General features: G+C 71.3%; 14 protein-coding genes and 1 pseudogene. 6 read left to right on the top strand and 9 right to left on the bottom strand.

Going from position 1 to position 24,076, the window contains the following annotated elements:
• Positions 1 to 31: 31 nt before the first annotated feature.
• Positions 32 to 7,102 carry a ricin-type beta-trefoil lectin domain protein gene (locus ACH4MY_RS23875; protein WP_398005750.1) on the bottom strand — a complete coding sequence of 2,357 codons (7,071 nt, stop codon included), beginning with the start codon at positions 7,100 to 7,102 and terminating at the stop codon, positions 32 to 34.
• Between the two features lie 295 nt (positions 7,103 to 7,397).
• Here ACH4MY_RS23875 and ACH4MY_RS23870 point away from each other — a divergent pair, with 295 nt between their 5' ends.
• Positions 7,398 to 11,738, top strand: a complete 4,341-nt coding sequence (locus ACH4MY_RS23870) for a ricin-type beta-trefoil lectin domain protein (RefSeq protein WP_398005749.1) — start codon at positions 7,398 to 7,400, stop codon at positions 11,736 to 11,738.
• Between the two features lie 196 nt (positions 11,739 to 11,934).
• Positions 11,935 to 12,720: an SDR family NAD(P)-dependent oxidoreductase gene (locus ACH4MY_RS23865; RefSeq protein ID WP_398005748.1), complete on the top strand. Its 786-nt coding sequence runs from the start codon at positions 11,935 to 11,937 to the stop codon at positions 12,718 to 12,720.
• Positions 12,721 to 12,729: 9 nt separating this feature from the next.
• On the opposite strand, the gene ACH4MY_RS23860 is transcribed toward ACH4MY_RS23865, so the two are convergent.
• The 8 genes and pseudogenes from ACH4MY_RS23860 to ACH4MY_RS23825 all read right to left on the bottom strand — a co-directional run bounded on the left by ACH4MY_RS23860 (position 12,730) and on the right by ACH4MY_RS23825 (position 19,873).
• Complete coding sequence (locus ACH4MY_RS23860) at positions 12,730 to 13,641, bottom strand: SUKH-3 domain-containing protein (RefSeq protein ID WP_398005747.1); 912 nt, start codon at positions 13,639 to 13,641, stop codon at positions 12,730 to 12,732.
• Complete coding sequence (locus tag ACH4MY_RS23855) at positions 13,638 to 14,033, bottom strand: YwqJ-related putative deaminase (protein ID WP_398005746.1); 396 nt, start codon at positions 14,031 to 14,033, stop codon at positions 13,638 to 13,640. Before ACH4MY_RS23855 ends, ACH4MY_RS23860 begins: the two co-directional genes overlap by 4 nt.
• Positions 14,026 to 14,499, bottom strand: coding sequence for an SUKH-3 domain-containing protein (locus ACH4MY_RS23850; protein WP_398005745.1), 474 nt, complete (start codon positions 14,497 to 14,499; stop codon positions 14,026 to 14,028). The genes ACH4MY_RS23855 and ACH4MY_RS23850 overlap by 8 nt, the downstream gene beginning before the upstream one ends.
• A 53-nt stretch (positions 14,500 to 14,552) precedes the next feature.
• A pseudogene (locus ACH4MY_RS23845) lies at positions 14,553 to 16,283 on the bottom strand (YwqJ-related putative deaminase); the annotation flags it as partial.
• Between the two features lie 146 nt (positions 16,284 to 16,429).
• Positions 16,430 to 16,837 carry a peptide-methionine (R)-S-oxide reductase MsrB gene (gene msrB / locus ACH4MY_RS23840; protein WP_398005744.1) on the bottom strand — a complete coding sequence of 136 codons (408 nt, stop codon included), beginning with the start codon at positions 16,835 to 16,837 and terminating at the stop codon, positions 16,430 to 16,432.
• A 16-nt stretch (positions 16,838 to 16,853) separates the two neighbouring features.
• Positions 16,854 to 18,245 (bottom strand): UDP-N-acetylmuramate--L-alanine ligase, encoded by a 1,392-nt coding sequence (gene murC / locus ACH4MY_RS23835; RefSeq protein ID WP_398005743.1) that lies wholly within the window; start codon positions 18,243 to 18,245, stop codon positions 16,854 to 16,856.
• 175 nt (positions 18,246 to 18,420) lie between these two features.
• Positions 18,421 to 18,903 carry an indole-3-glycerol phosphate synthase gene (locus tag ACH4MY_RS23830; protein ID WP_398005742.1) on the bottom strand — a complete coding sequence of 161 codons (483 nt, stop codon included), beginning with the start codon at positions 18,901 to 18,903 and terminating at the stop codon, positions 18,421 to 18,423.
• Between the two features lie 106 nt (positions 18,904 to 19,009).
• Positions 19,010 to 19,873 carry a pyrimidine reductase family protein gene (locus tag ACH4MY_RS23825; RefSeq protein ID WP_398005741.1) on the bottom strand — a complete coding sequence of 288 codons (864 nt, stop codon included), beginning with the start codon at positions 19,871 to 19,873 and terminating at the stop codon, positions 19,010 to 19,012.
• A 36-nt stretch (positions 19,874 to 19,909) separates the two neighbouring features.
• Here ACH4MY_RS23825 and zapE point away from each other — a divergent pair, with 36 nt between their 5' ends.
• From zapE to ACH4MY_RS23805, 4 genes are all read left to right on the top strand, one after another.
• On the top strand, positions 19,910 to 20,995 hold the full coding sequence (gene zapE, locus ACH4MY_RS23820) for a cell division protein ZapE (RefSeq protein WP_398005740.1): 1,086 nt from the start codon (positions 19,910 to 19,912) through the stop codon (positions 20,993 to 20,995).
• 34 nt (positions 20,996 to 21,029) lie between these two features.
• Positions 21,030 to 21,455, top strand: coding sequence for an OsmC family protein (locus ACH4MY_RS23815; protein ID WP_398005739.1), 426 nt, complete (start codon positions 21,030 to 21,032; stop codon positions 21,453 to 21,455).
• Positions 21,456 to 21,601: 146 nt separating this feature from the next.
• Entirely contained in the window at positions 21,602 to 22,975 is a 1,374-nt protein-coding gene (locus tag ACH4MY_RS23810) for an alkaline phosphatase PhoX (protein WP_398005738.1), read from the top strand.
• Positions 22,976 to 23,192: 217 nt separating this feature from the next.
• The gene (locus tag ACH4MY_RS23805) at positions 23,193 to 24,023 is read left to right on the top strand and encodes a PPK2 family polyphosphate kinase (RefSeq protein WP_398005833.1); all 831 of its coding nucleotides are present in this window, start codon (positions 23,193 to 23,195) and stop codon (positions 24,021 to 24,023) included.
• Positions 24,024 to 24,076 lie beyond the last annotated feature (53 nt).

The following is a 24,076-nucleotide window of genomic DNA, read 5'->3' as shown; positions in this document are numbered from 1 at the left end:
GCGCACCCCGCCGTCCTGGCCCGACCGGTGTCTACGGTCCGTACGCGGAGCGGACCTGATCCGTTCCGCGCATGGCGGCGACGGTGTCGACCATGCCCTGGTGGAACTGCTCCTGGGTCATGCCGGTGCCGTACTTCTTGAACATCTCGATGCCCTGGCGGACGCTGATGAGGTCACCGGCGTCGGTCCCGCCGTTGAAGATGCTGGCACCGGGGAACGCCGAGGAGGCTCCGCCCTCCAGGTAGCCCTCTTCGAATCCCGCCGCCATGCCCACGAAGCTGTAGTGCACGTTCGACCAGATGTCGTAGAAGGCCTCTTCGCCGGTGCCGGGCACGGCGAAGTAGAAGTCGGGCTTGGTGCGCAGATGCATCATCTCCTTGAGCTTGGGCTTGTGGTCCCAGTCGGCGCCGTCGCGGACCTTGTCCACCCAGATGCCCGTGGCGATGAGCCATCCGGCGCCGCCGGCCACCGGATTGGCCCCGTCCTCGTGCAGGCCGTTGTACATCGACGTGAAGGCGCCGGACTTCAGGTTCCGCATGATCTCGGCGTACATGTACGCCTCGGCGGTCTCCCAGCGTTGTGCTCCCAGCAGATGTGCGGCGGCCTTCTCCCTGGCCTGGCGCTCGATCTTGCGGGACCGGTTCCAGTCCTTCTTGGCCTGGGACATGTGGTTCGGTCCTTCGCCCTTGTTGTGCGGGTCGCGGTTCCACGTGCCCTTTTTGTCGGCCTCCTCCTCCATGGCCTGGGCGTGTCCGGCGCAGTAGTCCCAGACGCAGTTGTTGGAGCCGTCGCCGATGACGCCGTCGTGGTCGCCGCCTCCGCCTTCGTAGTACGGCTTGGGCGGTACTCCCGCGCAGACTCCGTCCTTGCCGCCACCCGGTGAACCGTGCAGGCACTGTCTGCCGTCCGGGTCGGAGTTGGTGACGGGGTTGTTGTCCGAGTAGGCGTAGCCGTTCCAGCTCTGCGGGTCGGCGCCGTCCAGCAGGGGGTCGGCGCTGATGAAGCGGCCGGTGGTGGGCTGGTACTGGCGGACACCGAGGTTGGTGAGGCCGGTCGTGGTGTCCTTGCTGCCGCCCACGAAGCCCTTGCCGCCGGCCCAGCCGGTGGGCTGGGCGCCGCGCGGGTTGCCGAAGGGGTCGCTGACGCGCCGGGTGACGGCGAGCGTCGACAGGTCGACGGCGAGACCGTCGGTCCCGTGGTGGTCGGCGACCTGGGCGACGAACGCTCCGGCGGCCGTGCCCGCGCCGGTGCGGACGATGGCCATTCCGCCCGGGATCGGGTAGGTGCGGACGCCGGTCTGCGGCTTGGGCGTGGTGGTCGCCGTGGTGTCGACGGTCAGCTCGTCGGTGCCGAGGGTGAGCGTGGTTCTTCCGGGGTTGCGGCGCACCAGTTGGTTGCCGTCCGCGTCGTAGACGAACGTGGTGGTGGTGTCGGGAACGGTCCACTTCTGTCCGGCGGGCACCTGGGTGGCGCAGTCGCCGATGACGAGGTCGGTGCCGTCGGTGGTGACGTCGCCGGGGACGGCGAGGCAGCGGCCCGAGGCGGGGTTGTGGAGGGAGGTGTCGGGGCGTGCGGTCCAGGTCTGGGCGGCGGAGCCGTCACAGGTCTGGAGCTGGACGGGCGAGCCCGCCGCGGTGCCCATGGCCTGCAGGCACTTGTTGGCGTTCGAGAGCCGGCTGCCGCTGGTGGCGAACTTCTGTGCCCCGCTGTTGTTGCAGGTGTAGATCTGTGCCGGCGTTCCGTTGGAGGTGCCGCTGCTCTGCATGTCGACGCACTTGCCCCCGATGCCCTTGATCGGGGTGGCCGTCGTGAGGGAGGCGACCTTGCCCTCGCTGTTCCAGGTCAGTGCGCTGGTGCCCGCCCTGCCGGCGCGGAACGACGTGGTGTTGCCGCTCGCGTCGTACTGGAAGGTGTCGTTGTCGGTGCTCGTCGACGTCCTGGCGGTCGAGGTGAGCAGGGCGTGCGGGCCACCGGTGCCACCGCCCGTGGCGGGAGCGCCGGTCGGGGTGTTGACGACGCCGGCCGTGCCGAACGTCTGCGTGGTGGTGACGTCCTTGGCGGTGTCACCGGCCGGGTCGTGGCCGACCAGCTTGGTGCGGTTGCCGGTCAGGTCGTAGCTGTAGTCCTGCCAGTAGGGGGCCGGTCCGCCGATGGTCGCGGCGGACGGGGTGGCGTTGGCGCAGCCGCCCTGGTCCTGGGTCTGTCCCTGCTGCGGTGCGGCCAGGGCCCCGGTGTCGGTCCAGGCCGTCGCGAGCCGGCCGGAGGTGTCGTAGGTGAAGCACTGCCGGTCGGTCTGGGAGGGGGTGTTGTCGGCGATGCCGGTGATCGAGGTGACCTGGCCGGCGTCGTTGTAGGTGTAGCCGGTCTGCTGGACGGCGCCCGTCAGGGACGTCTGCTTGTCGATGAACTGCTGCCGCATCCGGCCGGTCGACTGGTCGTAGTCCATGGTGGCGACGACCTGGGTGGCCCAGGGGTTGACGGTCGAGCGGATCGGGCGTCCGAAGGCGTCGTACTGCGTCTGCGTGTCGTACGTCGTGGCACCCGCGTACTTGTACATCAGACCGTAGTCGTTGTACGAGTACAGGATGTCGTCGAGCGGGACGCCGCCGAGCGCCGGGAGGATCGTCTCCTTGGGACTGCCGGTGACCTTGTCGTAGACCGTGCTGGTCGTGTACGAGAACGTGCCCGAGGCCAGCCCGGCGTCCGTGCCGGGGAGGGTGATCGTCGATCCCGTGACGTGGTAGGCGTCGTCGTACCCCTTGATCGCCGTGGTGTACGCCTGCCCCGCCGTGCCTCCGACGTAGCGCGTCGACGAGGCGGGCCTGCCCTTGCCGGCCGTCGCGGTGTCGAACGTCCACGCCGTGAGCTGCTTGTCGGAGGTGGGCGAGGCGCCTTCGTACACGCCGGTCTTCCGGCCGATCAGGTCGTAGGTGTACGTGAGGGTCCGGCCCTTGGCGTCGGTGGTGCTGCCGAGCCGTCCGGCGCCGTCCCAGGTCTGGGTGGACGTGCCCGTGTCCGGGTCGGTCGCGGTGATCTGGCGGCCCCGCTGGTCGTAGCCGTACGTCCAGGTGTTGCCCGCCGCGTCCTTACGGGTGCGCGGACTGCCGTCCGCCTCGTAGGTGGTCCGGGTGACGGTGGCGTCGGCCGCGTTGCCGGTCACGGTGGGGGTCGTGTACTGCCACAGCTCCGCGGTCCGGCCGCGGCCGTCGATGAGCGTCGTCGTGGGCGAGGCGCCCTTGGGGGGCACCACGTCGGTCCGGTCGACGCCCTTGACGTCGGTCGTGGTCCGGGACTGTTCCACTCCCAGCGACCAGGCGGCGGTGACCAGCGCGCGTCCCTGCCCGTCGTAGGTGGTCCGGGTCTGCGACGGGATGGTGCTCTCCGCGGCGACCAGGAGGGTTCCGGTCGGGCCCGATACGTCGTTGTACCAGGGCGCGTTGACCGTCCGCGCCCGGCCCTGCGAGTCGAGCAGCGTGTCGGAGACGAGTCGGCCGGTGTAGGCGGGGTTGGCCGGTGACGTCTGCGTCTGCCGGGTGCGGGCGAAGCCGTCGAGGATGCCGACGCTCCTGGTGTAGACGGGCGTCTCGCTGTCCCTCGTCAGCGTGCTGGTGGTGGTCGTCGACGGGACGCCGCTCGTGCTGGACACCGAGTACGCGAACGTGAGGTTGGCGTTCGGGTTGGCGGCCGGTGTGCGGCCGGGCAGCCAGACGGCGGCGAGGCGTCCGAGCGCGTCGTAGGTCCGGGTGCTCGTCTTGAGATTCTGGTCCTTGACCGTCAGGGGGAGGTTGCGGCGGACGTCGAAGGTGGTGACGGTCGGCCAGGTGGTCGTCGGATCCTGACCGGGGACGGGTGCGGCGACCATCAGCGTGGACGGCAGTTCGCCGGTGGCGGCCGGGGTGTACGTGGTCGTCGTGACCGCGCCGTCCTGGTGCTTCGCGTCCTTGCTGTGGGGGTCCGTGACCGAGACGGACCGGCCGTAGACGTCGTAGCCGGTGAGGGCGGTGGATTCGAAGACGGGTGTTCCGTCCGTCGCGTAGCGGTCGAGGACCTCCTGCTTCGTCGGGTCGGCGGTGGCCGCGGCCTGTTCGAAGGGCAGGCCGTCGTAGGAGGTGCGGGTCCGGGCGACGGTGTTGGCGGACGTCGCGCCGGCGGTGCAGGCGGCGGTACCGGAGACGACGAGCTTCTCCGCGACCAGGCTGGTGACCTGGGCGTCGGGGCCCGTGGCGTAGGTCAGTCGTGTGCACAGGTCGGGCAGGCCCTCGGCCTGCTCCAGGGTGGTGTCGGCGCGGTTGTTGTGGGCGGGGTCGGTCGTCGCCGTGGTGACGGTCGACCGCCAGCTGCCGTCGGCCTTCCTGCCCTGGGCCGTGGCGGTGGTCGTGGTGGCGGAGTAGCGGGCGACGAGGTCCGGCAGGCCGGAACCACGCGCGTGCGTGGCGGTCTCCTTCTCGCCCGAGGAGGCGTTGACCGTGCGTGCGGTGACGTTTCCGCCGGCCTGGTCGTAGGTCTCGGTCTGGAGTGTCCGGCCGCTGAGCCATTCGTGGTCGGTGACCGAGCGGCCCAGGGCGTCGGTGATCCGGACGGTACGGCTGCTGTCGTCCTTGCGGACGTCACCGTTCATGCCCTGCAGGTACGTGGTGCGGAGCTGCGACTTGGGGCCGTCGCCGCCGCTGCCGGTGATCGCGGTCACGGTGGCGAATCCACGGAAGTCGCCCCAGGTGCGGGACTTGGGGTCGGTGAACTCGCTGTCGTCCCGGTGCCAGCCGGCCGCGCCGTAGGCGTAGGTGGTGATCTTCTGGGGGGCGTCGGTCGTCGTGTCGTTCTCGGTGAGCGAGTGGACGGTGTAGCGGTTGAACCAGTCGAGGACGGGGTCGGAGCCGACGACCGAGCCGTCCGGCGTCCAGCGGACCGGGTAGCAGGCCTTGGTGTTGTCGTCCTCCGCGGCCGGCATCTCGTGCCGCAGCCGCGAGCACTCCGGCAGGCCGTAGTCGACGTTGAGGATGCCGCCGGTCTCGTTCTTGATCTGCTGGATGCGTGCCCGGTTCATGAGCGGCGGAGCGGGGACGAGGTCGGTGCCGTCGACCCGGTTCGGGAGCATCACGGGGACGAACGTCACCGGGGGCAGCGGGAGGTGCGGGGTGCTCGTCCGGCCGGTGCGCAGGACCTGGTCCAGCCAGAGGACCTTCTGGCTGGTGGCGTCCTTCGGGTCGGGGAACGAGTGCTTCAGGGCGTAGAAGTCGACGTCCTGCCAGGCGTTGTTCACCCGCACCTGCGTCAGGACGGAGGCCAGCCGCCGGGTGGTGAAGAAGGTCGGCGCGACGGTGGTGCAGGTGCCGGTGCTCTTGCACTCCTGGTCGACCGGGACGTCGGGCCAGTTGTTCTTGTTGGCGACGGTTCGCTGCGAGGGGTCGCAGACGGCCGTGTCGAGGCAGCGCTCCTCGGTCGTGAGGGTGATGCGGGCGGCGGGCTGGAGGCCTCCGCGGGCCGCGATCTGCTCCGGCAGCCGCTGGCCGTACGCGACCGAGGCCAGCGTGGCGGCGCGGGTGTAGGCGGTGGGTGTCCCGTTGCCGGGGTTCTGGCCGCCGCCGCGTGCGTAGGTGTTGGTCTCGGGCGCCCAGGTGTACGTCGTCAGGTTGCCGTGGGTGTCGACGACGTGGTCGAGCTGGAGGCGCTGCCACATCTGGCACCAGGACGCGTTGCCCTTGGCCGCGTCGTGGCACGGGTCGCCGGCCTTCGGGGAGTACACCGGCACGTCGGCGACGGAGCCCGTCGCCGGGTCGGTCCTGTCGCCCCCGGGCAGGTGGTTGACGCCGAAGTAGTAGACGGTTCCGCCGGCGTCGGTGACCTTGGCGTAGGCACCGTCGCGGACGCCGTTGGCGGCGCCGGAGCCGAACTCGATCCTCGTGCCGTCGTCGTTCTTCAGCCGCCACACACCGGTCGCCTCGTCCGTCGAGGCGGCGCCGGTGCCGACCCGGACGAGCGGTCCGGAGTGGCCGCCCAGCGACAGGGTCGCGTTGAAGCCGGACCAGCAGAGGTCGCCGGAGCGGGTGATGCCCGCCTTGTCGCAGGGCTTGTAGGTGCGCTCGATAAAGCCGGGGTTCAGGTCCCAGCCGTCGCCGATCCACGAAGCCTGCGTGTTGGTGGCGGAGGTACGGCCGTCCACCGACGAGGAGTCGTAGGAAAGCGCCAGTTGGGGTGCCGCGCCGCCGATGGCCGCGGGCGTCAGGAACGGGTAGCTGTAGGACAGGGCACCGGTGGAGCCGCCCGCGGCCCATGCCGAGGAGGGGTTCAGCGCGGACGCCTTGTAGTCGCCGCCGCCGCCCGAGGTGCCGGTCTCGGCAGCCAGGAGCATCGGTGCGCCGAGGGGGCCGGTGGACCGCAGGGGCGACGCGGCCGCACCGGTGGCGGGCTTGACCAGGGCGGGGGCCGGAGCCGTGGCCGGTACGGCGATGTCGGCCGTCACGCGTCCGGTGGCTCTGTCGTAGCGGGTGACCAGCGGCGTACGGACCTGACACGCGGCTGTGCCGGGGGTCGTCGCGGCGCAGGCGGGCAGTGTCACCAGTCGGCCGCGGGAGGCGAACTGCCCGCCCGTGGCCTGCTGGAGGGCCGCCATGTCGAGACCGAGGTTCACCGGCACGGTGCCGCCGGTTCCCTGGCCGACGGCGGCGACGGAGAAGAGCAGGCCCTGTACTCCGGCGGCGCGGGCCGTCTTCGTGTCGTTGCGTACGACGGTCACCGCGGGCAGGGGGACCTTGCGGCCCTTCGCGGTCGGGGCCACCCACACGGGGAGGTCGCCGGCACGCGCGGCGGACGTCGTGGACCGGGCCGTTCCGGCCAAGTAGGTCGTGTTGCCCCCGGGTTGAGATCCGGCCTTGGCCCGTGGCGGCACCTCACGGGGCGGCTTCACCGGAACGCGCTTCGTCGCCTCCCGCGCGGACACGGGGGCGGTTGTCGGCAGCGGCGTCTTCGGTGGCTGCCAGAGTTTGTCGAAGTCCGGCCCGGCCGGGGCGGCTTGGGCCACCGGCACGGCCAGAAGGGTCGCCGTGAGGGCGAGGATCAGCGGGCTGACCGCCTGAATCCGTATATGTCGCCTGGAACGGCGCATGCCAAAGCGTGGCATCGCACTCCCCCGTTGAAAGCAATGAGAGCCGTCGACCCGAGTGATCGACGGCGCAATCGGTCGGGAACGTAACAGCCGCACAACCCCCCTGGCGCGCAATGGAAGTTGAAAGTCAGACGTGTCTTACATCACATGGTGTGTAAATGATGAAGACTGCACACAAGGCGGACACATTCCGCGTGGCGTGTTTTGGACCCTTCGTCATGCTCCTGCCACAGTGCCCCCGATCTCCGCGCGCCACGCGCCGTGACCACACACATGCATGGGGGAGCGAACAAGCATGTCCACTGCTGCACCAAGACCCGGGCTCGGACGGCCCTTGACGGCCGCCGTCGTCCTGGCGACATCGGCCGCGCTGCTGGTCGCGGCGCCGTACGCGGCGCAGGCCGCGCCCACGCCGCAGCCCGGCACCTCCGTTGCTCCGGCCACCCCCGCCCCGACGCGGGCCGGCACCGAACGCCCGCGGCCGACGGCCCGCACCGCGGCCGAGAAGGCGAGGCTGAAGGCCCGGACGTCCGGAAAGGACGTCCTGGTTCCCGAGCTGACGGACGAGTTCAGCACCACGGTCGTGACACCCCGGGGGAAGCTCCGCACGGAGCGGCACCTCGTGTCCCAGCGCAAGAAAGGCGGGGCCGAGGGCTGGACCACGCTCGACGACACCCTGGTGACGCGGCCGGACGGCACCGTGGCCCCCAAGGCCGCCGACGCCGACCTCGCCATCTCGGGCGGCGGCACCGGCCCCCTGGCCACGATGACCTCCGAGGACGGACAGCAGCTTTCGGTGTCCTCGCCGTTCCCCGGCGCGCTGCCCGAGCCGGTCCTCAGCGGCAACGGCGCCCTCTTCGAGAACGTCGCGCCGGACACCGACCTGAAGGTCACCGCCACCAAGTGGGGCGGCTACACCACCGTGGTGATCCTGCGCAGCCCGGCCGCCGCCGCCAACCCGGCCGTGCGCAACCTCTCGTTCCCCACCGTGACGAAGGGCCTCACGCTCGCCGAGGACAAGGACGGCAACCTCACGGCGAACAGCGGCCGTGACACCGTGTTCCGCGCCCCCGCGCCGCTGATGTGGTCCGCGAAGGAAGCCCGGAAGCCGGCGACACGGGGCGGGAAGTACGCGGACCTGGACGCCGCCGAGCCCACCGCCAAGGCCAACGGCAACGTCGACGGCCTGAGCAACGCCGAAGGACCGGGCACCCGGGCCACCGTCGCCGAGATCCCCACCTCCGCGAAGGTGACCGGCTCCTCGAAGCGGGCGACCGGCGCGATCACGCTCGCCCCGAGCACCGCGCTCCTCGACGGCCCGGACACCAGCTACCCGGTGTACATCGACCCGTCCTGGTCGGGCGACGCCCGGAACAAGCAGCACCACGCCTGGGTCATGCAGGCCTGGCCCAACACCGGCAACTTCGACCGGTCCGGCTCCTCCGACCGGGACCGCCCCGGCTCGGGCTACCAGGGCTGGGAGAGCCCGTACGGCATCGAGCGCGCCCTGTTCGAGTTCGACATCAACGGGTACTACGGCTCGACCATCAACTACGCGAACCTGCGGGTCAACCAGTACATCTCCTCCGACTGGTCCTGCACCACGAAGTACCCGGTGGGTCTGTACCGGGCCCGCGAGTTCGACGGCTCGGTGTCCTGGAACAACCACGAGGTCCGGGAGTGGGTGGACGGCAAGGACGTGCCCGGCAACGGCACGAACTCCGCCTGCTACAACGACATCCCCATCGACTTCAACGTCACCGGCGCCATGCGCGACGCGATCCGCGACACCGGCAGGCCGCTCGCCTTCGTCCTGCGCGGACAAGAGGGCACCGGCAACAAGATGGGCTTCAAGCGGTACAACTACAACGCGGTGCTCAGCACCGAGTACGACTTCCCGCCGAACACCCCGGCGAACCCGCACGCCTACCCGGCTCCGCGCCGTGTCGTCGCCGGCGACACCCAGAGCTGCGCCGCGGTTCCCACGTCCTCCTACGGATGGCTTACCGGCACCACCACCACGCTGATCTCCCAGGTCAGCAGCCCCAACCAGGGCCAGCTCACCGAGTGGGTGAACGTCTGGGACGAGACCACGCAGTCGACCGCGCACCAGAACTGGTCGGGCTTCGTCGGGAACGGCTCGGAGGCCTCGTACTCCCTGCCGCAGGGCACCCTGCAGAACGGCCACGCGTACGCCTGGGCGACCCACGGCGACGACGGTCTGCTGCGCGGCCCGTCCAGCACGACCTGCCACTTCGCCGTCGACTCCACCCCTCCGGTCATGGCCTTCGGCCAGTTCACCGACCCCGACACCCAGTACCCGCCGGCCGGCAACGGCCAGATCACCAATCTGCGCCTCGGCGGCACCGGCTCCATCCCGATCTCGGCGTCCGACCCGAGCCCCGGCGCCGGACTGCTCGCCTCCGGCCTCGCCTGCGTCCAGTGGGGCTTCGACCCCCAGCTGACCGGCGCCCAGCAGAACTGCGGCAGCCCGCTGAACACGAGCGGCATCAGCGTCACACCCAGCCACTGGGGCACCAACGTGGTCTACGCGCGGGTGCTGGACGAGGCGGGCAACGCCTCCCAGACCATGTCGTACGCCTTCTACGTGCCGTGGAAGGACGGCCCGGTGGCCTTCGGCGACACCACGGGTGACGCCCGCCCCGACATCCTCCTCCCGGACGACGCCGGAAACCTCGTCACCCACGGCCGTGCCACCGACGGAACCGCGGGCAGCATGCAGCCGAGCGGCACCGCCGCGACCGCCGTCCAGGCACCCGAGGTCTCCGCCGGCCGCACCTGGAAGAACTACCGGGTCGCACACCGCGGCTCCCTCGACCCGGGACGCAACGTCGACGACCTGTTCGTCCACCGCGAGCCCGCCACGGTCGGTGCCCTCGGCGGCCAGGACCTGTTCGTCTACGACAACGACCTGTCCGACCCGGGCCGGTTCACACTCGGCGCCAAGGACAACATCGCCAAGCCGGCGTGCGAGCCCGCCTACACCACGTGCGACGGGTACAACAGCTCCGTCGAGACCTGGCAGTACTCCAGCCAGATCACCCCGACCGGTTCCACGCGCACCTCGCGCACCCCGAGCCGGCAGGTCACCGACGCCACCGGCCTGCTGGCCGTGGAGGCCGGGAAGCTCTGGTACTACCCCGCCAAGGCCCACCAGACGCTCGCCTCGCCGACCCTGGTGTCGGGCACGACGGGCTGGGACAACAAGGACCTGATGGTCCCCGGCAACACGCTGGACCTGAGCACCAGCACCACGAACGACACCGCCCCCGCCCTGTGGGTACGCGACCGCACCAGCGGCGACGTCTTCCAGTACCGGCTGAGCACCGCCGTCCGCACCGAGGAATCGGGCCTCACGTACGCCGTGTTCAACGGTGTCACGGCCCAGCCCACGAGCAGGATCTTCAAGGACATCACCGGCACCGCCTATCCGCGGGTCGGCTCCGACGGTGACGTCACCGACGACGGCATCCCCGACTTCTGGGCCCTGGACAACGCCGGGACCCTGCACGCGTGGGCCGGCACGCCCGACCAGGGCATGGTGAAGAGCCTCACCGGCGAGCACGTACGGGGCGACACCCGGGCCCCGACGGCGCAGTGGCGCCTGGAGGGTGACGCCACGGCCATCCCCGCCGACCACAACGGGACCGCGGCGAACATCGGCTACGCCGACAGCACCGTCGACGGCCGCTCGACGAAGGTCGCCGTCTTCGACGACGTACTGAAGTCGAGCATCACCGCACCGGACAAGGTCGTCGACACCCGGCAGAGCTTCACCGTCAGCGCCTGGGCCAAGTACGACAAGGCCGACGGCGTCATCGTCAGCCAGGACACCGCCCACGGCAGCGCGTTCATGCTGTGGGGCGACGCCGGCTACTGGCGCTTCGCCATCGCCCGTGGCGACGACGACGGCTGGCCGTACGACTACACCGCCGCCGTCAACGCCGCCGGCGTCTTCCGGACCGGCGAGTGGACTCAGCTGACAGCCTCGTACAACGCCGCCACCGGTGCCATGAGCCTGTACGTCAACGGCCGCCTCGGCGCCAGCGGATACCACCTGGCGAGCACCAGCCCCGCCCCGAACGGCAAGCTCGTGATGGGCCGGTTCAAGTACCGGAGCCAGCCCTCCAACTGGCTGGCCGGCCGCGTCGCCGACGTCGCCGTCTACCAGGGCTACACCCCGCAGGCCACCACGGCCGACAGCCCGGTGCGCTTCGCGGCCAGCCCGGACATCTGCATGGACACCCCGGGCGGCAACAGCGGCAACGGCATGGCTCCGCAGCTGTACGGCTGCAACGGCACCGAAGCCCAGCGCTTCAGCGTCAACGCCAACGGCACCCTCACCATGAAGGGCCAGTGCGTCGCCGCCTCCGCCAACCAGACGGCCGGCGGCACCGGCGTGATCTTCTGGCAGTGCGTGAACGAGGGCGGCCAGCAGTGGATGCCCCGGGCCGACGGCTCGATCTACAACCCGCAGTCCGACCGCTGCCTCGACGTCCCCTGGGGCAACCGCACCTGGGGCACCACCTTCCAGCTGTACGACTGCAACGACACCTTCGCCCAGAAGTGGAGCGTCCCGACCCTCCACACCCCGGCCCTGCCGGTCAGCCCGTAACCCCACACCGCACCACCGGACGCCCCGTCCCCCCAGGACGGGGCGTCCCCCTTTCCCCGAACTCGCGCCGGAACCCTCCGCCCGGACCGAATTCCTCGCCCGTCCGGCCCGAGAACGTGTGTGCCAGGATGCGTGTACCGGCCCCTCCACCCGCACGCGGAGCGGCCGGTGCCGTGCGACGCGAGGAGCGACATTCATGAGCACCACCCCCGGCGGATACCTCTCCGGCCTCTTCTCCCTCGAAGGGCGCACCGCCCTCGTCACCGGTGGCAGCTCCGGTATCGGCCGCGCCATCGCCGGGGCCCTGGCCCGTGCCGGGGCGAGTGTCGTCGTCGTGGCCCGCAAGGAGTCCGAGCTCGTCGCGACCGTCGACGAGCTGACGGCCGAGGGCTGCCGGGCGGCCCGGGTGAGCGCCGACCTGAGCACCCGCGAGGGCATCAAGGCCGGGGCGGAGGCGGCCGCGGCGGTCTTCGGTGAGCCGGACATCCTGGTGAACTCGGCCGGCATCAATCTCCGCCCCCCGCTGGGCGACCTGAGCGACGAGGTCTGGGACACCACGATGACCGTGAACCTGGAGGCCCCGTTCCTCCTCGGTCGGCGCTTCGGTCCCGGGATGGCGGAGCGCGGCTTCGGCCGCATCATCCACATCACCTCGCAGCAGGCGCACCGCGCGTTCGTGCAGAGCGGCGCGTACGGGGTGTCCAAGGGCGCCCTGGAGTCGCTGGCCCGTTCGCAGGCGGAGGCGTGGTCCCCGTACGGCGTCACGGCCAACACCCTGGTCCCGGGCTTCGTGATGACCCCGCTCAACCAGCGCCTGTCCTCCGACCCGGAGAAGGTGGCCGCGCTCGCGGCCCGCACGATGGTCGGTCGCAACGGTCTCGCCGAGGACTTCGCGGGCGCGGCGGTCTTCCTGGCGAGCGCCTCCTCCGCGTACGTGACGGGCCAGTCCCTCTTCGTGGACGGCGGCTTCTCCGTCCACTGACCGGCACTGTCAGCGCGCCGGTGCGGCCTGCGACGTCGCCCAGTCGGCGAGGGCCCGGGCGCAGGTGTCCAGGGTCTTCGCCGTGGGGTCGAAGGACGCGGACAGGCCGGCCGACAGGGTCAGGGCGGGGCCCTCGGCCGAACCGCCCACCGTCACGGCGCACTCCACCGTGGCCGACGGCCCTTCCGTACCGGAGGGGACGGGAACCGTGAGCACCAGCTCGCAGCCGCCCGCGCGCACGCCCGCGGCGTCGAGCCGGGCGGTCATGGCCTCCGTCAGCGGTTCCGCGTTGCTCTCCAACGACCCCCGTCCCAGCGGGAATTCCTCGTCCACCGCGACGACTCCGATCCCCCGCAGGGTCGTCGCCCGCAGGTGCACACGGCGGGCGCCGAACACACCCGAGCTGTGCAGGACGAACACGGCGACGAGCACGGCCCGTACGGCCGCGCCGAGGTCGGCGGGACGAGCAGGGAGCGGGAAGCGCCACCGGGGAGCCCGGAGCCGCACCGGCGCGGTCCCGGTGGCGAGCGCCGAGAGACCCTCGTGGACCGTCTCTCCGAGGAGCCAGGGACCGCCGGGGCCGAGCATGAGGAGCCGGCCGTGCGCGTCGACCGCGAGCGGCGCGTCGGTGTCCGTACGGCCGAAGGGGAAGAGCCGTACGCCGAGGGAGCCGGCGAGCCGGTTCAGGGAGGGGACGTCGAGGCGGGCCTCGCGGGGGTCGACGACGCTGCCGATCGCGGCGACCTCCCGGCCGCCGTCGGCGGCGGGGTGGACGCGCAGGCCGTGGAACTCGCGCAGGGCCCGTTCGGCGGCCGCGAACAGCTCCGCGCCGACCGTCACCGTGACGAGGGCGGCCAGCATGGCGTCGTCCCCCGCGTCACGGCCGGGCCGCCACCCCGCCTCCGTCAGCACGCCCGTCATGTCTGGTCGTGGAGGATCGCGATGGCCAGCCGGTCGAGGAGCGCCGAGCACGAACGGCAGACGTCGGCCTCCGTGCCGTGCTCGGGGTCGCCGTGCGGGCGGATCTTGCGGGCGACGAGCGCGGCGCCCGCGAAGTGCGGTGCCGCCTCGTCCAGCGTGACCGTCCGTCCGTCGCCCCGCTGCCGGTCGAGGCCGAAGAGCTCGTCGGAGACGAGGGCGGACTCGGCGCAGTAGCCGATGAAGGGCTCGCGCAGGGCGGGCGGGAGTCCGTCGAAGAACTCCTGGACGGCGGGGTGGAGCTGCGGCTCGCCGTCTCCTGTGAGGTTGGTGTGGCTGGTGATGGCCCCGTGGATGAGCAGCGAGGCCGCCGTACCGGGAATCAGGTCAGACATAGAAATCCTCCGCGTCCTTCATGGGGCTGTGGAAGAGGGAGATCATGGCCTCGTGCTTGTCGGCGCCCATGTAGTAGTTGCCGGTGTGGTGCATGAAGAAGAACCGGCCCTGCTCGTCCACGACCATCACCTCGCCCTCCGAGGAGTCCCAGCCCACCGGGAAGAGCCGCACGCCCAGGTGGCGGCTCAGCTCCGCGATCTCCTCGGACGTACCGTCCCAGACGATGACCGGCGTGAAGTGCAGGTACTCCTCGCGCCGTGCGTCGAGGGTCAGGCGGAGCCCCGCGTGCTCGGCGATGAAGTCCGTGGCGGCGGCGAACGGCTCCATCGGGAACCCGTCGTTCCGGCTCTCCTCGGTGATCTCCGCAACGATGGCGGGCACCTGGTCGGCGACGTTCCGGCCGGGGTACCAGCCGTACTCGGCGAACCAGGCGTCGACGTCCGCGGGGACGTTGAGGTGGGGCACAGGGGGGGCTCCTAACCGGTGTAGGCCGTGACGCCGGCCATGTCCAGGGCGATCTCGCACGAGCGACACGGCGGCTTGTACTCGTTGTGCGCGAAGTTCCCACGCCGGTCCGGGCCGATCTGCACGGTGTACATATGCGCACCGTCCATCGCCTGGCGTACGTGGTCACGCGTGCTGATGGACGTGCCGGACGGATCGAGCTGGCGCAGCCGGTCCGAGAGGAGCATGGCCTCCGCGCACTGGCCGTGGCCTCCACCCACGTTCCGGCCTTCCCCTTCGATCACGGCGCGTACCTGATCGTAGATGTCCTGCGCGGCCGGATGCAGGTCGGGCTTGTCGTGGCCCTCCCACTTGGTCGCGCTGGAGTGGCTGGTGACCACACCGTCGTGGAGCAGCCCGCCGGAGCAGGCACCGTTGTTGAGCAGGTGCTCGCCCGTGGGGAACCGTGTCCTGGCCATGTCGATCTGGTGCTTGGGGTCGTCCGGATTGTTCGGGTCGGCCTTCCTCGCCCGGTCGGCGAGGTCCCGGGCCTCCTGGACGAGGGCTTCACGTTGCTGCTCGGGGGTGAGGCGGCTGACGTCGAGCGGGTCCGTCCGGTGGTGCTTCATCCCGCCGGCGGAGCTGCCGTGCCACGGCGGGGCCGGGGTGATGCGGTTGCCACCGGGGTTGTTGCCGGAGCCGCCGTTTCCTCCGCCACCACCTCCACCGCCACCACCTCCACCGCCGCCGCCCTTGCCGCCGTCGTTGTCGTGGTCGCCCTTGCGCTGGCGGGCGAAGCGGTCACGGAGGTCGTCGTCGGTGCTCTTGTGGTCGGCCGAGATCTGCTTGACGGCCTTGGGGAGGGTCTGGCCGACGTGGTCGCCCATGTTCTTGGCGGCCTTGGTGAGGGCTTCGAGCGCCTTGTCGGCGATCGGGTCGATCGCGTCCGCGATCGAGTCCCGGCCCCGGGTGCGACCGTGCGCGGTCTTCGCCTTCGTCAGCTTCCCCGCCGTCTTGCCGTGGATGCCCGCGCTGACGGTGTTGAGCTGGGTGGAGGCGTGGGTGTGCTCGGCGTGCTCGATGTGCAGGTTCTTCAGCCCACCGCCCTTCGAACCGCCGCCCCCGCCGGCCGAGGCCAGGTTCATGGCCTCCTTGCCCGACTGCACCCCGTCCTTGAAACCGTCCTTGCCCGCGTCCTTCGTCTGGTCGAGGTCGACGCCGTCCTGCAGACCGATCGCCACCGCGCCCAGCTGCACGACCAGATCGGCCGCCATGCCCTCGAGGGCCGCCACCGCCGGCTCGGTCATCGCCGCGACGACATACCCGACGGCCTCCTCCACACACTCCTTGATCAGCCGCTTGATCACCTCCTGCGTGGCCCGCATCGCCCCCGCGCCGATCAACGCCGACAGACCACCCGTCACCGGGATCAGGGAGATCGCGATACCCGCCTCTGCGGCCAGGTAGCCGAGCTGCACCACCGCGGCGAGCTTCATGCCCTCGATCGCACCGGCCGCCGTGTCCAGACCACCCGCGATCGTCCGCGCCGCACCGGAGATGTCCTTGATGTGCTTGGACTTGATCTTCGACCAGTGCTCGTTGAGCGCGTCCATCGACTCGCCCTGCCCCGAGGACAGCAGCCGCTCGAAGTGGTTGTTCGCGAGCTGACCGTCGTCCTCCAGATCCTCCGCGAACTCCCGGAGCGCGTCCGCCATCTCGCGATACGCGTCCTCGTCGACGTTCGGCCACGCGACCCCGATCAGATCGAGCAGCGTGTCGGCCCAGTCCGGCACCGTGACAGCCACGGTTCCCCACCCCCGTAGGTGACTCTTTGCAATGCGGAACAGTCCTATCACAGAGGACGTCTGACGGTGAGTCCGAGGTTCCGCGGTGGAACAGCACGACGGCGGCAGGGGAGAGTTCCCCTGCCGCCGTCGCTCCGCTCGGCCGGTCAGCTCTCGCCGGGCTCCAGCCGCAGCGAGATCGAGTTGATGCAATACCGCTGGTCCGTCGGGGTGGGGTAGCCCTCGCCCTCGAAGACATGACCCAGGTGCGAGCCGCAGCGGGAGCAGCGGACCTCGGTGCGGACCATGCCGTGGGAGGTGTCCGAGATGAGCTCGACGGCCTCGCTGTCCTTCGGGTCGAAGAAGGACGGCCAGCCGCAGTGCGACTCGAACTTCTCGTTCGACGTGAACAGCTCCGCGCCACAGGCCCGGCAGGAGTACACGCCCTTGGTGGTGGTGTCCGTGTACTCACCCCGGAACGCGGGCTCCGTGCCCGCCTGGCGCAGCACCTGGTACTCCGCCGGGGTCAGCTCCGCACGCCACTGCTCGTCCGGCTTCTCGACGTCGTACGCCATGAGCTCGCTCCCTCTGCTACTTCGACAGGTGGTCCAGGATCAGCGGGCCGAGGTCCGTGACGTCGCCCGCGCCCATGGTGAGAACGAGATCGCCGGGTCCGGCCATTCCCGCCACGACCTGCGGCACCGCGGCCTTGTCGTGGACGGGCGTCACGTCGGCGCCCGCCGTGCGCGCGGCGGCGATGATCAGCTCGCTGGTGATGCCCGGGATCGGGTCCTCGCGGGCCGGGTAGATGTCGAGGACGACGGACGCGTCGGCGAGGGCCAGCGCGTCGCCCATCTCCTTGCCCAGCTCCTGGGTGCGGGAGAAGAGGTGGGGCTGGAAGACGACGAGGAGGCGGGAGGCGCCGGCGGCGCCGCGCATGGCCTCCAGGTCGGCGGTCATCTCGGTGGGGTGGTGCGCGTACGAGTCGATGACCTGGACGCCCCGCGCCTCGCCCTTGAGCTGGAGGCGGCGGCCGACGCCCGTGTAGGCGGTGAGGGCCTGGGCGAGCTCGGCCGGGTCGATGCCGACGCGGGCGCCGGCGGCGAGGGCCGCGGCGGCGTTGTGGGCGTAGTGACGGCCGGGGACGGAGACGGTGAAGGTGTGCTCGGCGCCGTCGAGGGCGACCGTCACCTCGCTCTTCATCCCGTTCGGGACGATCTTCAGGATGTGGGCGTCGGAGCCCTCGGTCTCACCGACGGTGACGATGTTCAGACCGTCGCGGTCCGCGACCCGGCGGGCCAGCTCGCGGGCGCCCGCGTGCTCGCCGACGACCAGGGTGCCGCCGGGGCGGATCTTGGCGGTGAAGGCCTCGAAGGACTCGTAGATCTCGTCCATGGAGGCGTAGTTCGCGTGGTGGTCCAGCTCGACGTTGAGGACGATCGCGACCTCGGGGTCGTACTTCTGGAAGCTGCGGTCGCTCTCGTCGGCCTCGGCGACGAAGACCTCGCCCGCGCCGTGCAGCGCGTTGGTGCCGGGGCCCGCGAGGTCGCCGCCGATGGCGTACGAGGGGTCCAGACCGAGCTCGGTGAGGGCGACGGCCAGCATGGAGGTGGTCGTCGTCTTGCCGTGCGTACCGGCGACGGCGATCGCGCGCAGGCCGTCCATGAGGGAGGCGAGCGCGTCGGAGCGGTGGACGACGGGGATGCCGAGCTCGGCGGCGCGGGCCAGCTCGGGGTTGTCGGCGCGGATGGCGCTGGAGACGACGACGGCGGAGGCGTCGTCGGCGAGGTGCTCGGCGGCGTGGCCGATGTGCACGGTGGCGCCCAGGGCGCGCAGCGACTCCGCGGTCGCGGACTCCTTGGCGTCACTGCCGGCGACCTTGGCGCCGCGCTGGGCGAGGATCTTCGCGATGCCCGACATTCCGGCACCGCCGATGCCGATGAAGTGCGGCCGTTCCATGGCGGCAGGGATGGCGGGTGCCATGCGGATCTCTCCCCGGGGTGCGTCGTGCGTGGAAGTCCCCAGCCTAGTGGCTCCGGCCGGATGGCCCCGGCGGGCGCCGGACCCGTGTCCGTGCGGCCTGCGGGAACGGGGGCGGCTCGTGTCGTACGGGGCCGGGTCCGCGCCCCCTGCACGGGGCGCGGATCCGGTCGGCCGCCTACTCGGCCGCTTCCTCGCTGTGGGCGAAGAGCTTGAGGACGGGGACCCCCACCTTGTGGCGGGCCCGGGAGGCCCAGTCCCGGTGGAAGAACTCCTCCACGTAGTGCGGGGCGGTGAGCACGATCACCTCGTCCGCCTCCGACTCGTCGACCACCGCCTTCATCTTGTCGAGCGGGTGGTCCTCGACGACCTGGCCGACCGCTTCGCAGCCGGCGTCTCTCAGGGCCCGGAGCGAGTGCTCCAGGGCCAGCTCGGCGGGGACCCTGGCCTCCTTGCCCTCCGGTTCGTCGCCCTCCCGGGCGGCTTCCTTCAGTTCGCCCATGGCGACGTCGTCGATGGCACGCAGCAGTACATCGGCCTGGTCACCACGCGGCTGCATGAGAACGATGAAGGACACGCCCTCGTCGCCGTGCAGGGTGGTGACGAATTCCACGTCGACGGACGTCAGGGGCTTCTCGATCATCAGAACGCTTGTGAACACCTCAGGAGCCCTTCTGCGGAAACCATCCTTCCCCGTGCCCGCACGGGGTCTGCGACAGTAAGTGTGCCCAGCGAACGCTAAGCGGAACGACAAATTCCGCCGATTGTCAGATCCGACGGTAGCGGGTGAAGAGGAAGCCGTCCTGCTCCAGCACGGAAGCCACGGCGAAGCGTGTCGGGACGGCCACCGAAGGGCCTCCGGCGATCCGCTGGGCGCCGCCCGCCGTCATCGTCGGCGAGACCGTCAGACACAGCTCGTCGAGCGCCTCCGCCGCCACGAACTGGCCGAGCAGCCGGGGCCCGCCCTCGGTCAGCTGCCGCCGGAGCCCGCGCTCGGCGAGCACGGCCTTCGCGCGGGCCGCCTCCACGCCCTCGCCGTCGCCCGCCGTCAGCACCTCGGCGCCCGCGGCCCGGGCGGCCCGCACGCGGTCCGGGTCCGCGGCGGCCCCCGTGAGGATCAGGGTCGGCACCAGCGGCTCGGTGAAGAGCGGAAGCGAGAAGTCCAGGTTCAGCGAGGCGCTGACCACGGCGATCACGGGGGCGGGGCCCTGGCCCGCGGCGGCGCGGCGGGCGGCGAAGGCCTCACGCGCGCGTGCGGGGCGGTAACCCTCCAGGCGTACCGTTTCCGCACCGACGACGACCACATCGGCGAGACCCCGCAGGGTGCCGAAGATCCGCATGTCCGCGTCGGAGGAGAGCGGCTGGGAGCGCCCCTCGTGCTGGCCCGCCCCGTCGAGCGAGGAGACCATGTTGGCCCGCAGCCACGCGCCCTCCCTCGCGGGGAGCCCGGGGTAGGCGTAGGCGTCGGCCAGCTCGTCGAGCGACCACTCACGGCCGGAAGCGGACGTCTGCCCGTCGGAGACCGGCACCGAGGGGTGCGACCCGGCGGCGTCCCGCCCGGCGGAGGCCGGCGCGGCGGCGGCCTCGGCCTCGGGAGCTGTCATGTCCGTCACAGGGAGCAGTCGTCGCATCCTGTGAGTCTGACATGGCGCTTACAGTGGGGAACTGTGTCGACCCGCGCCCTCTCCGAAGCCGCTTCCACCCCAGCGGCCCCGCTCTCGCTCTGCTCCCGAGAGCCCCACGTCCCCGCCGACCGCCTCGTCGCGGAGATGGTGCCGCCGCCACGCTTCGACTCCGTACGGTTCGACACGTACCTCCCGGACCCGAACCAGCCCAGCCAGACGGACGCCGTCAAGGCACTGAGCTCCTTCGCCGAGGGCCTGGGCGGAGCACACGCCTCCGGCGCCGGGAAGCGCCGCTGGTTCGCCCGGAAGCCGGCCGCCCCCACCGGGCCGCGCGGGGTCTATCTGGACGGCGGGTACGGCGTCGGCAAGACCCACCTGCTGGCCTCGCTCTGGCACGCGACCCCCGCCGAGCCCGCCCTGAAGGCCTTCGGCACCTTCGTCGAGCTGACCAATCTGGTCGGCGCACTCGGCTTCCAGCAGACGGTGAAGACCCTCGGCGAGCACCGGCTCCTCTGCATCGACGAGTTCGAGCTCGACGACCCGGGCGACACCGTCCTCGTCTCCAGCCTGCTCCGCAAGCTGGTCGAATCGGGCGTGGCGCTCGCCGCCACCTCCAACACGCTGCCCGGCAAGCTCGGCGAGGGCCGTTTCGCCGCCGTCGACTTCCTCCGCGAGATCCAGGGGCTCTCCGCCCACTTCAGGCCGCTGCGGATCGACGGCGAGGACTACCGCCACCGCGGTCTCCCCGAGGCGCCGGCCCCTTACTCCGACCAGGTCGTCACGGAGACGGCGTACGCGACGCCGGGCGCCTCCCTCGACGACTTCCCGCACCTGCTCGAACACCTGGCCAAGGTCCACCCGAGCCGTTACGGCGCGCTCACCGACGACCTCGCCGCCGTCTGCCTCACCGACGTCCAGCCCGTCCCCGACCAGTCGACCGCGCTCCGGCTCGTCGTCCTGGCCGACCGGCTGTACGACCGTGAGATACCCGTGCTCGCCTCCGGACTCCCCTTCGACCGGCTCTTCAGCGACGAGATGCTGAACGGCGGCTACCGCAAGAAGTACTTCCGGGCGATCTCCCGGCTCACCGCACTCGCCCGCGACGCCAAGGGGCTTGTGGCGCAGTAGGTTGGAGGCCGTACCCGATCGAAAGGGATCCACCATGGCCACCGTGCGTCACGCCCACACCGTCTGGCAGGGCGACCTCCTCAAGGGTTCCGGTGTCGTCACCCTCGACTCCTCCGGTCTCGGCTCGTACGACGTCTCCTGGCCGGCCCGCTCGGAGGAGCCGAACGGGAAGACCAGCCCCGAGGAGCTCATCGCCGCCGCGCACTCCTCCTGCTTCTCGATGGCCTTCTCCAACGGTCTGGCCAAGGCCGGCAACGCGCCGACCCGCCTGGAGACCAAGGCCGACGTCACCTTCCAGCCGGGTGAGGGCATCACCGGCATCCACCTCACCGTGCGCGGCGAGGTCCCGGGCCTGGACGCGGACGAGTTCCGGGCGCTCGCGGAGGACGCGAAGAAGAACTGCCCGGTCAGCCAGGCGCTCACGGGCACGACGATCACGCTGACGGCCGAGCTGGTCTGATCATCGGGGCATTCTGACCTCACGTCAGAACACGCGCCACATGAGGCAGTTGTGGCCCGCATGGTTCACGTGTCACCACAGTGCGTGGTACACACATGCGGGTCACGCGTCACACACCTGTCCGCCAGCAGGGAGTTGTTGCCTCAATGTCCGCGACACGACGTCAGATCCTGTCCCGCACCGGCGCCACCGCCGCCGGGATCGCCTTCACCGGCGCCCTCTCCGAGCTCTTCGCCGGCACCGCGAGCGCCGCGCCCGGCGGCCACACGGGACGGGCGGGCTACGGTCCCCTGGTCCCCGACCCCGATGGCCTGCTCGACCTCCCGGCCGGCTTCCGCTACAAGGTCCTCTCCCGGCAGGGCGATCCGCTCCGCTCCGGCGAGGGCCTCGTCCCCAGCAACCACGACGGCATGGGCGCCTTCGCCAGCCGCCGCGGCCGTGTGCACCTCGTCCGCAACCACGAGAACCGGGTCAGCGGGAAGATCGCCGTCCCGACCGTCCCCGGCCTGACGTACGACCCGGCCGCCAAGGGCGGCTGTACGGCCCTGGAGCTCGACGGCCGGAACAACGTCCTCGACGAGCGGGTCGCCATCGCCGGCACGGCCGTCAACTGCGCCGGCGGTCCGACCCCCTGGCGCACCTGGCTGACCTGCGAGGAGACCGAGGACAGGGCCGGGACGAACGGCTACACCAAGGACCACGGCTTCATCTTCGAGGTCGACGGGGCCGACCCGCGCCGCACCGGAGCCGTCCCGCTCACCGCGATGGGCCGGTTCCAGCACGAGGCGATCGCCGTCGACCCGGCGAGCGGGATCGTGTACGAGACGGAGGACGCCTTCGAACGGCCCTTCGGGCTCTTCTACCGCTTCCTCCCCCGCAAGCCGCTCGGCGGCACCGGCTCGCTGCGCGCGGGCGGCGACCTGGAGGCCATGCGGGTGCCGGGCGTGCCCGACCTCTCCGTCGTCCAGGAGACCGGCGCCCGGTTCGAGGGCGTCGAGTGGGTCCCCGTACCGGATCCGCAGGCGGCGGGGACGCCGATCCGGCACCAGGACTTCGGCCCCCGGGGCATCACGCACGCCCAGAAGCTGGAGGGCTGCTACTGGGGCGGCCGCGCCGTGTACTTCGTGTCGTCCTTCGCGCGCACGAACGACGGCTCGGGCGGCACCCACTTCGGCCAGGTCTGGAAGTACGAGCCGCACCGGCGCCGGCTCACCCTGGTCGTCGTCTTCGGCCCGGACACCGACATCCAGCTCCCCGGCGAGTCGCCCGACAACATCTGCCTGGCGCCGAGCGGGGGCCTGATGGTCAGCGAGGACGGCAACGGGGCGCAGCACGTCTTCGGGGTGAGCGAGAAGGGCGAGGTGTACGCGGTCGCCCGGGGCGCGCAGAACATCGGCACGCCCGAGGACCCGGAGTGGGGCGAGTTCGCGGGCGTCACCTTCTCGCCCGACCGGGGAACCATGTACATCAACTGCTACACACCGGGGACCACCTTCGCGGTGACGGGTCCGTGGTGCTGAGCTGACCGTCCCCACCCGGTCGTCCGCGCTCGCGGGCGGCCGGGTTCCGTCGCAGGATCGGGAAGGACGAGCGGCGCGGCGGAAGGGACACGTGGTGGCGGAGAGAGACGGAAAGAGGGACGAGAAGAAGGCCGGCAAGAAGGCCGGGAAGCAGGACAGGAAGAAGGACGGCAAGAGCGGACCGGAGCAGCGGAAGTCCCGGGAGAAGCCCCCGGCGCTGCGGGAGGTGCTGCTCGCCCCCGGGGGCGAGCGGATCGACCTCACCGCGTACGACGCCTCGGCGACCCCGGCGGGCCCCGCCGGCAAGGCGGCCGGGCTGGCCGCCACCGCCGCCCTCGCGCCCCGCCTCGCGGACCTCCAGGAACGCCTGTACGCGGCGAGCACGGCCGGGGACCGCCGGCGGATGCTCCTGGTCCTTCAGGGCATGGACACCAGCGGCAAGGGCGGCACGGTCAAGCACGTCATCGGCCTCTTCAACCCGTCCGGCTGCCGGATCCGCGCCTTCAAGGCGCCGACCCAGGAGGAACGGAACCACCCCTTCCTCTGGCGGATCATGAAGGCGCTCCCCCGGCCGGGCGAGATCGGCATCTTCGACCGCTCGCACTACGAGGACGTCCTCATCGCGCGCGTACGGGAGCTGGTCCCGCGCGCACAGCTCGACCGCCGCTACAGCCAGATCGACCGCTTCGAGAAGTCTCTCGCCGACGACGGCGTGACGGTCGTCAAGGTCTTCCTCCACATCTCGTACGAGGAGCAGCGCAGCCGCCTTCTGGAGCGCCTGGACAACCCGGAGAAGCACTGGAAGTTCAACGTGGGCGACATCGAGGAACGCGCGCTGTGGCCGGCGTACCGGGAGGCGTACGAGATCGCCCTGGAACGCTGCTCGACGGACGAGGCCCCCTGGTACCTGGTCCCGGCGGACCGCAAGTGGTACCGCAACTGGGCGATCAGCAAGCTGCTCCTCGAACACCTGGAGGCGATGTCCCCGGCGTACCCGCCGGCCGCCTTCGACGTGGAGGAGTGCCGGCGGAGGCTCCTGGCGACGTGAGCGGCCCCGCCGGTCCCCGGCGGCGGCCCCGGCCCTGCCCTGCCCTGCCCTGC

Origin of the sequence: Streptomyces sp. NPDC017246, assembly GCF_044331325.1 — a bacterium.
Classification (GTDB): domain Bacteria; phylum Actinomycetota; class Actinomycetes; order Streptomycetales; family Streptomycetaceae; genus Streptomyces.
The sequence above is the reverse complement of the archived record's forward strand: the minus strand, read 5'-3'. Positions and strand labels throughout refer to the sequence as shown.

Coding starts and splice junctions, on each gene's coding strand:
- ACH4MY_RS23875 (WP_398005750.1), bottom strand. CDS start 7,102: ATGCGCCGTTCCAGGCGACATATACGGATTCAGGCGGTCAGCCCGCTG.
- ACH4MY_RS23870 (WP_398005749.1), top strand. CDS start 7,398: ATGTCCACTGCTGCACCAAGACCCGGGCTCGGACGGCCCTTGACGGCC.
- ACH4MY_RS23865 (WP_398005748.1), top strand. CDS start 11,935: ATGAGCACCACCCCCGGCGGATACCTCTCCGGCCTCTTCTCCCTCGAA.
- ACH4MY_RS23860 (WP_398005747.1), bottom strand. CDS start 13,641: ATGACGGGCGTGCTGACGGAGGCGGGGTGGCGGCCCGGCCGTGACGCG.
- ACH4MY_RS23855 (WP_398005746.1), bottom strand. CDS start 14,033: ATGTCTGACCTGATTCCCGGTACGGCGGCCTCGCTGCTCATCCACGGG.
- msrB (WP_398005744.1), bottom strand. CDS start 16,837: ATGGCGTACGACGTCGAGAAGCCGGACGAGCAGTGGCGTGCGGAGCTG.
- murC (WP_398005743.1), bottom strand. CDS start 18,245: ATGGCACCCGCCATCCCTGCCGCCATGGAACGGCCGCACTTCATCGGC.
- ACH4MY_RS23825 (WP_398005741.1), bottom strand. CDS start 19,873: ATGCGACGACTGCTCCCTGTGACGGACATGACAGCTCCCGAGGCCGAG.
- ACH4MY_RS23815 (WP_398005739.1), top strand. CDS start 21,030: ATGGCCACCGTGCGTCACGCCCACACCGTCTGGCAGGGCGACCTCCTC.
- ACH4MY_RS23810 (WP_398005738.1), top strand. CDS start 21,602: ATGTCCGCGACACGACGTCAGATCCTGTCCCGCACCGGCGCCACCGCC.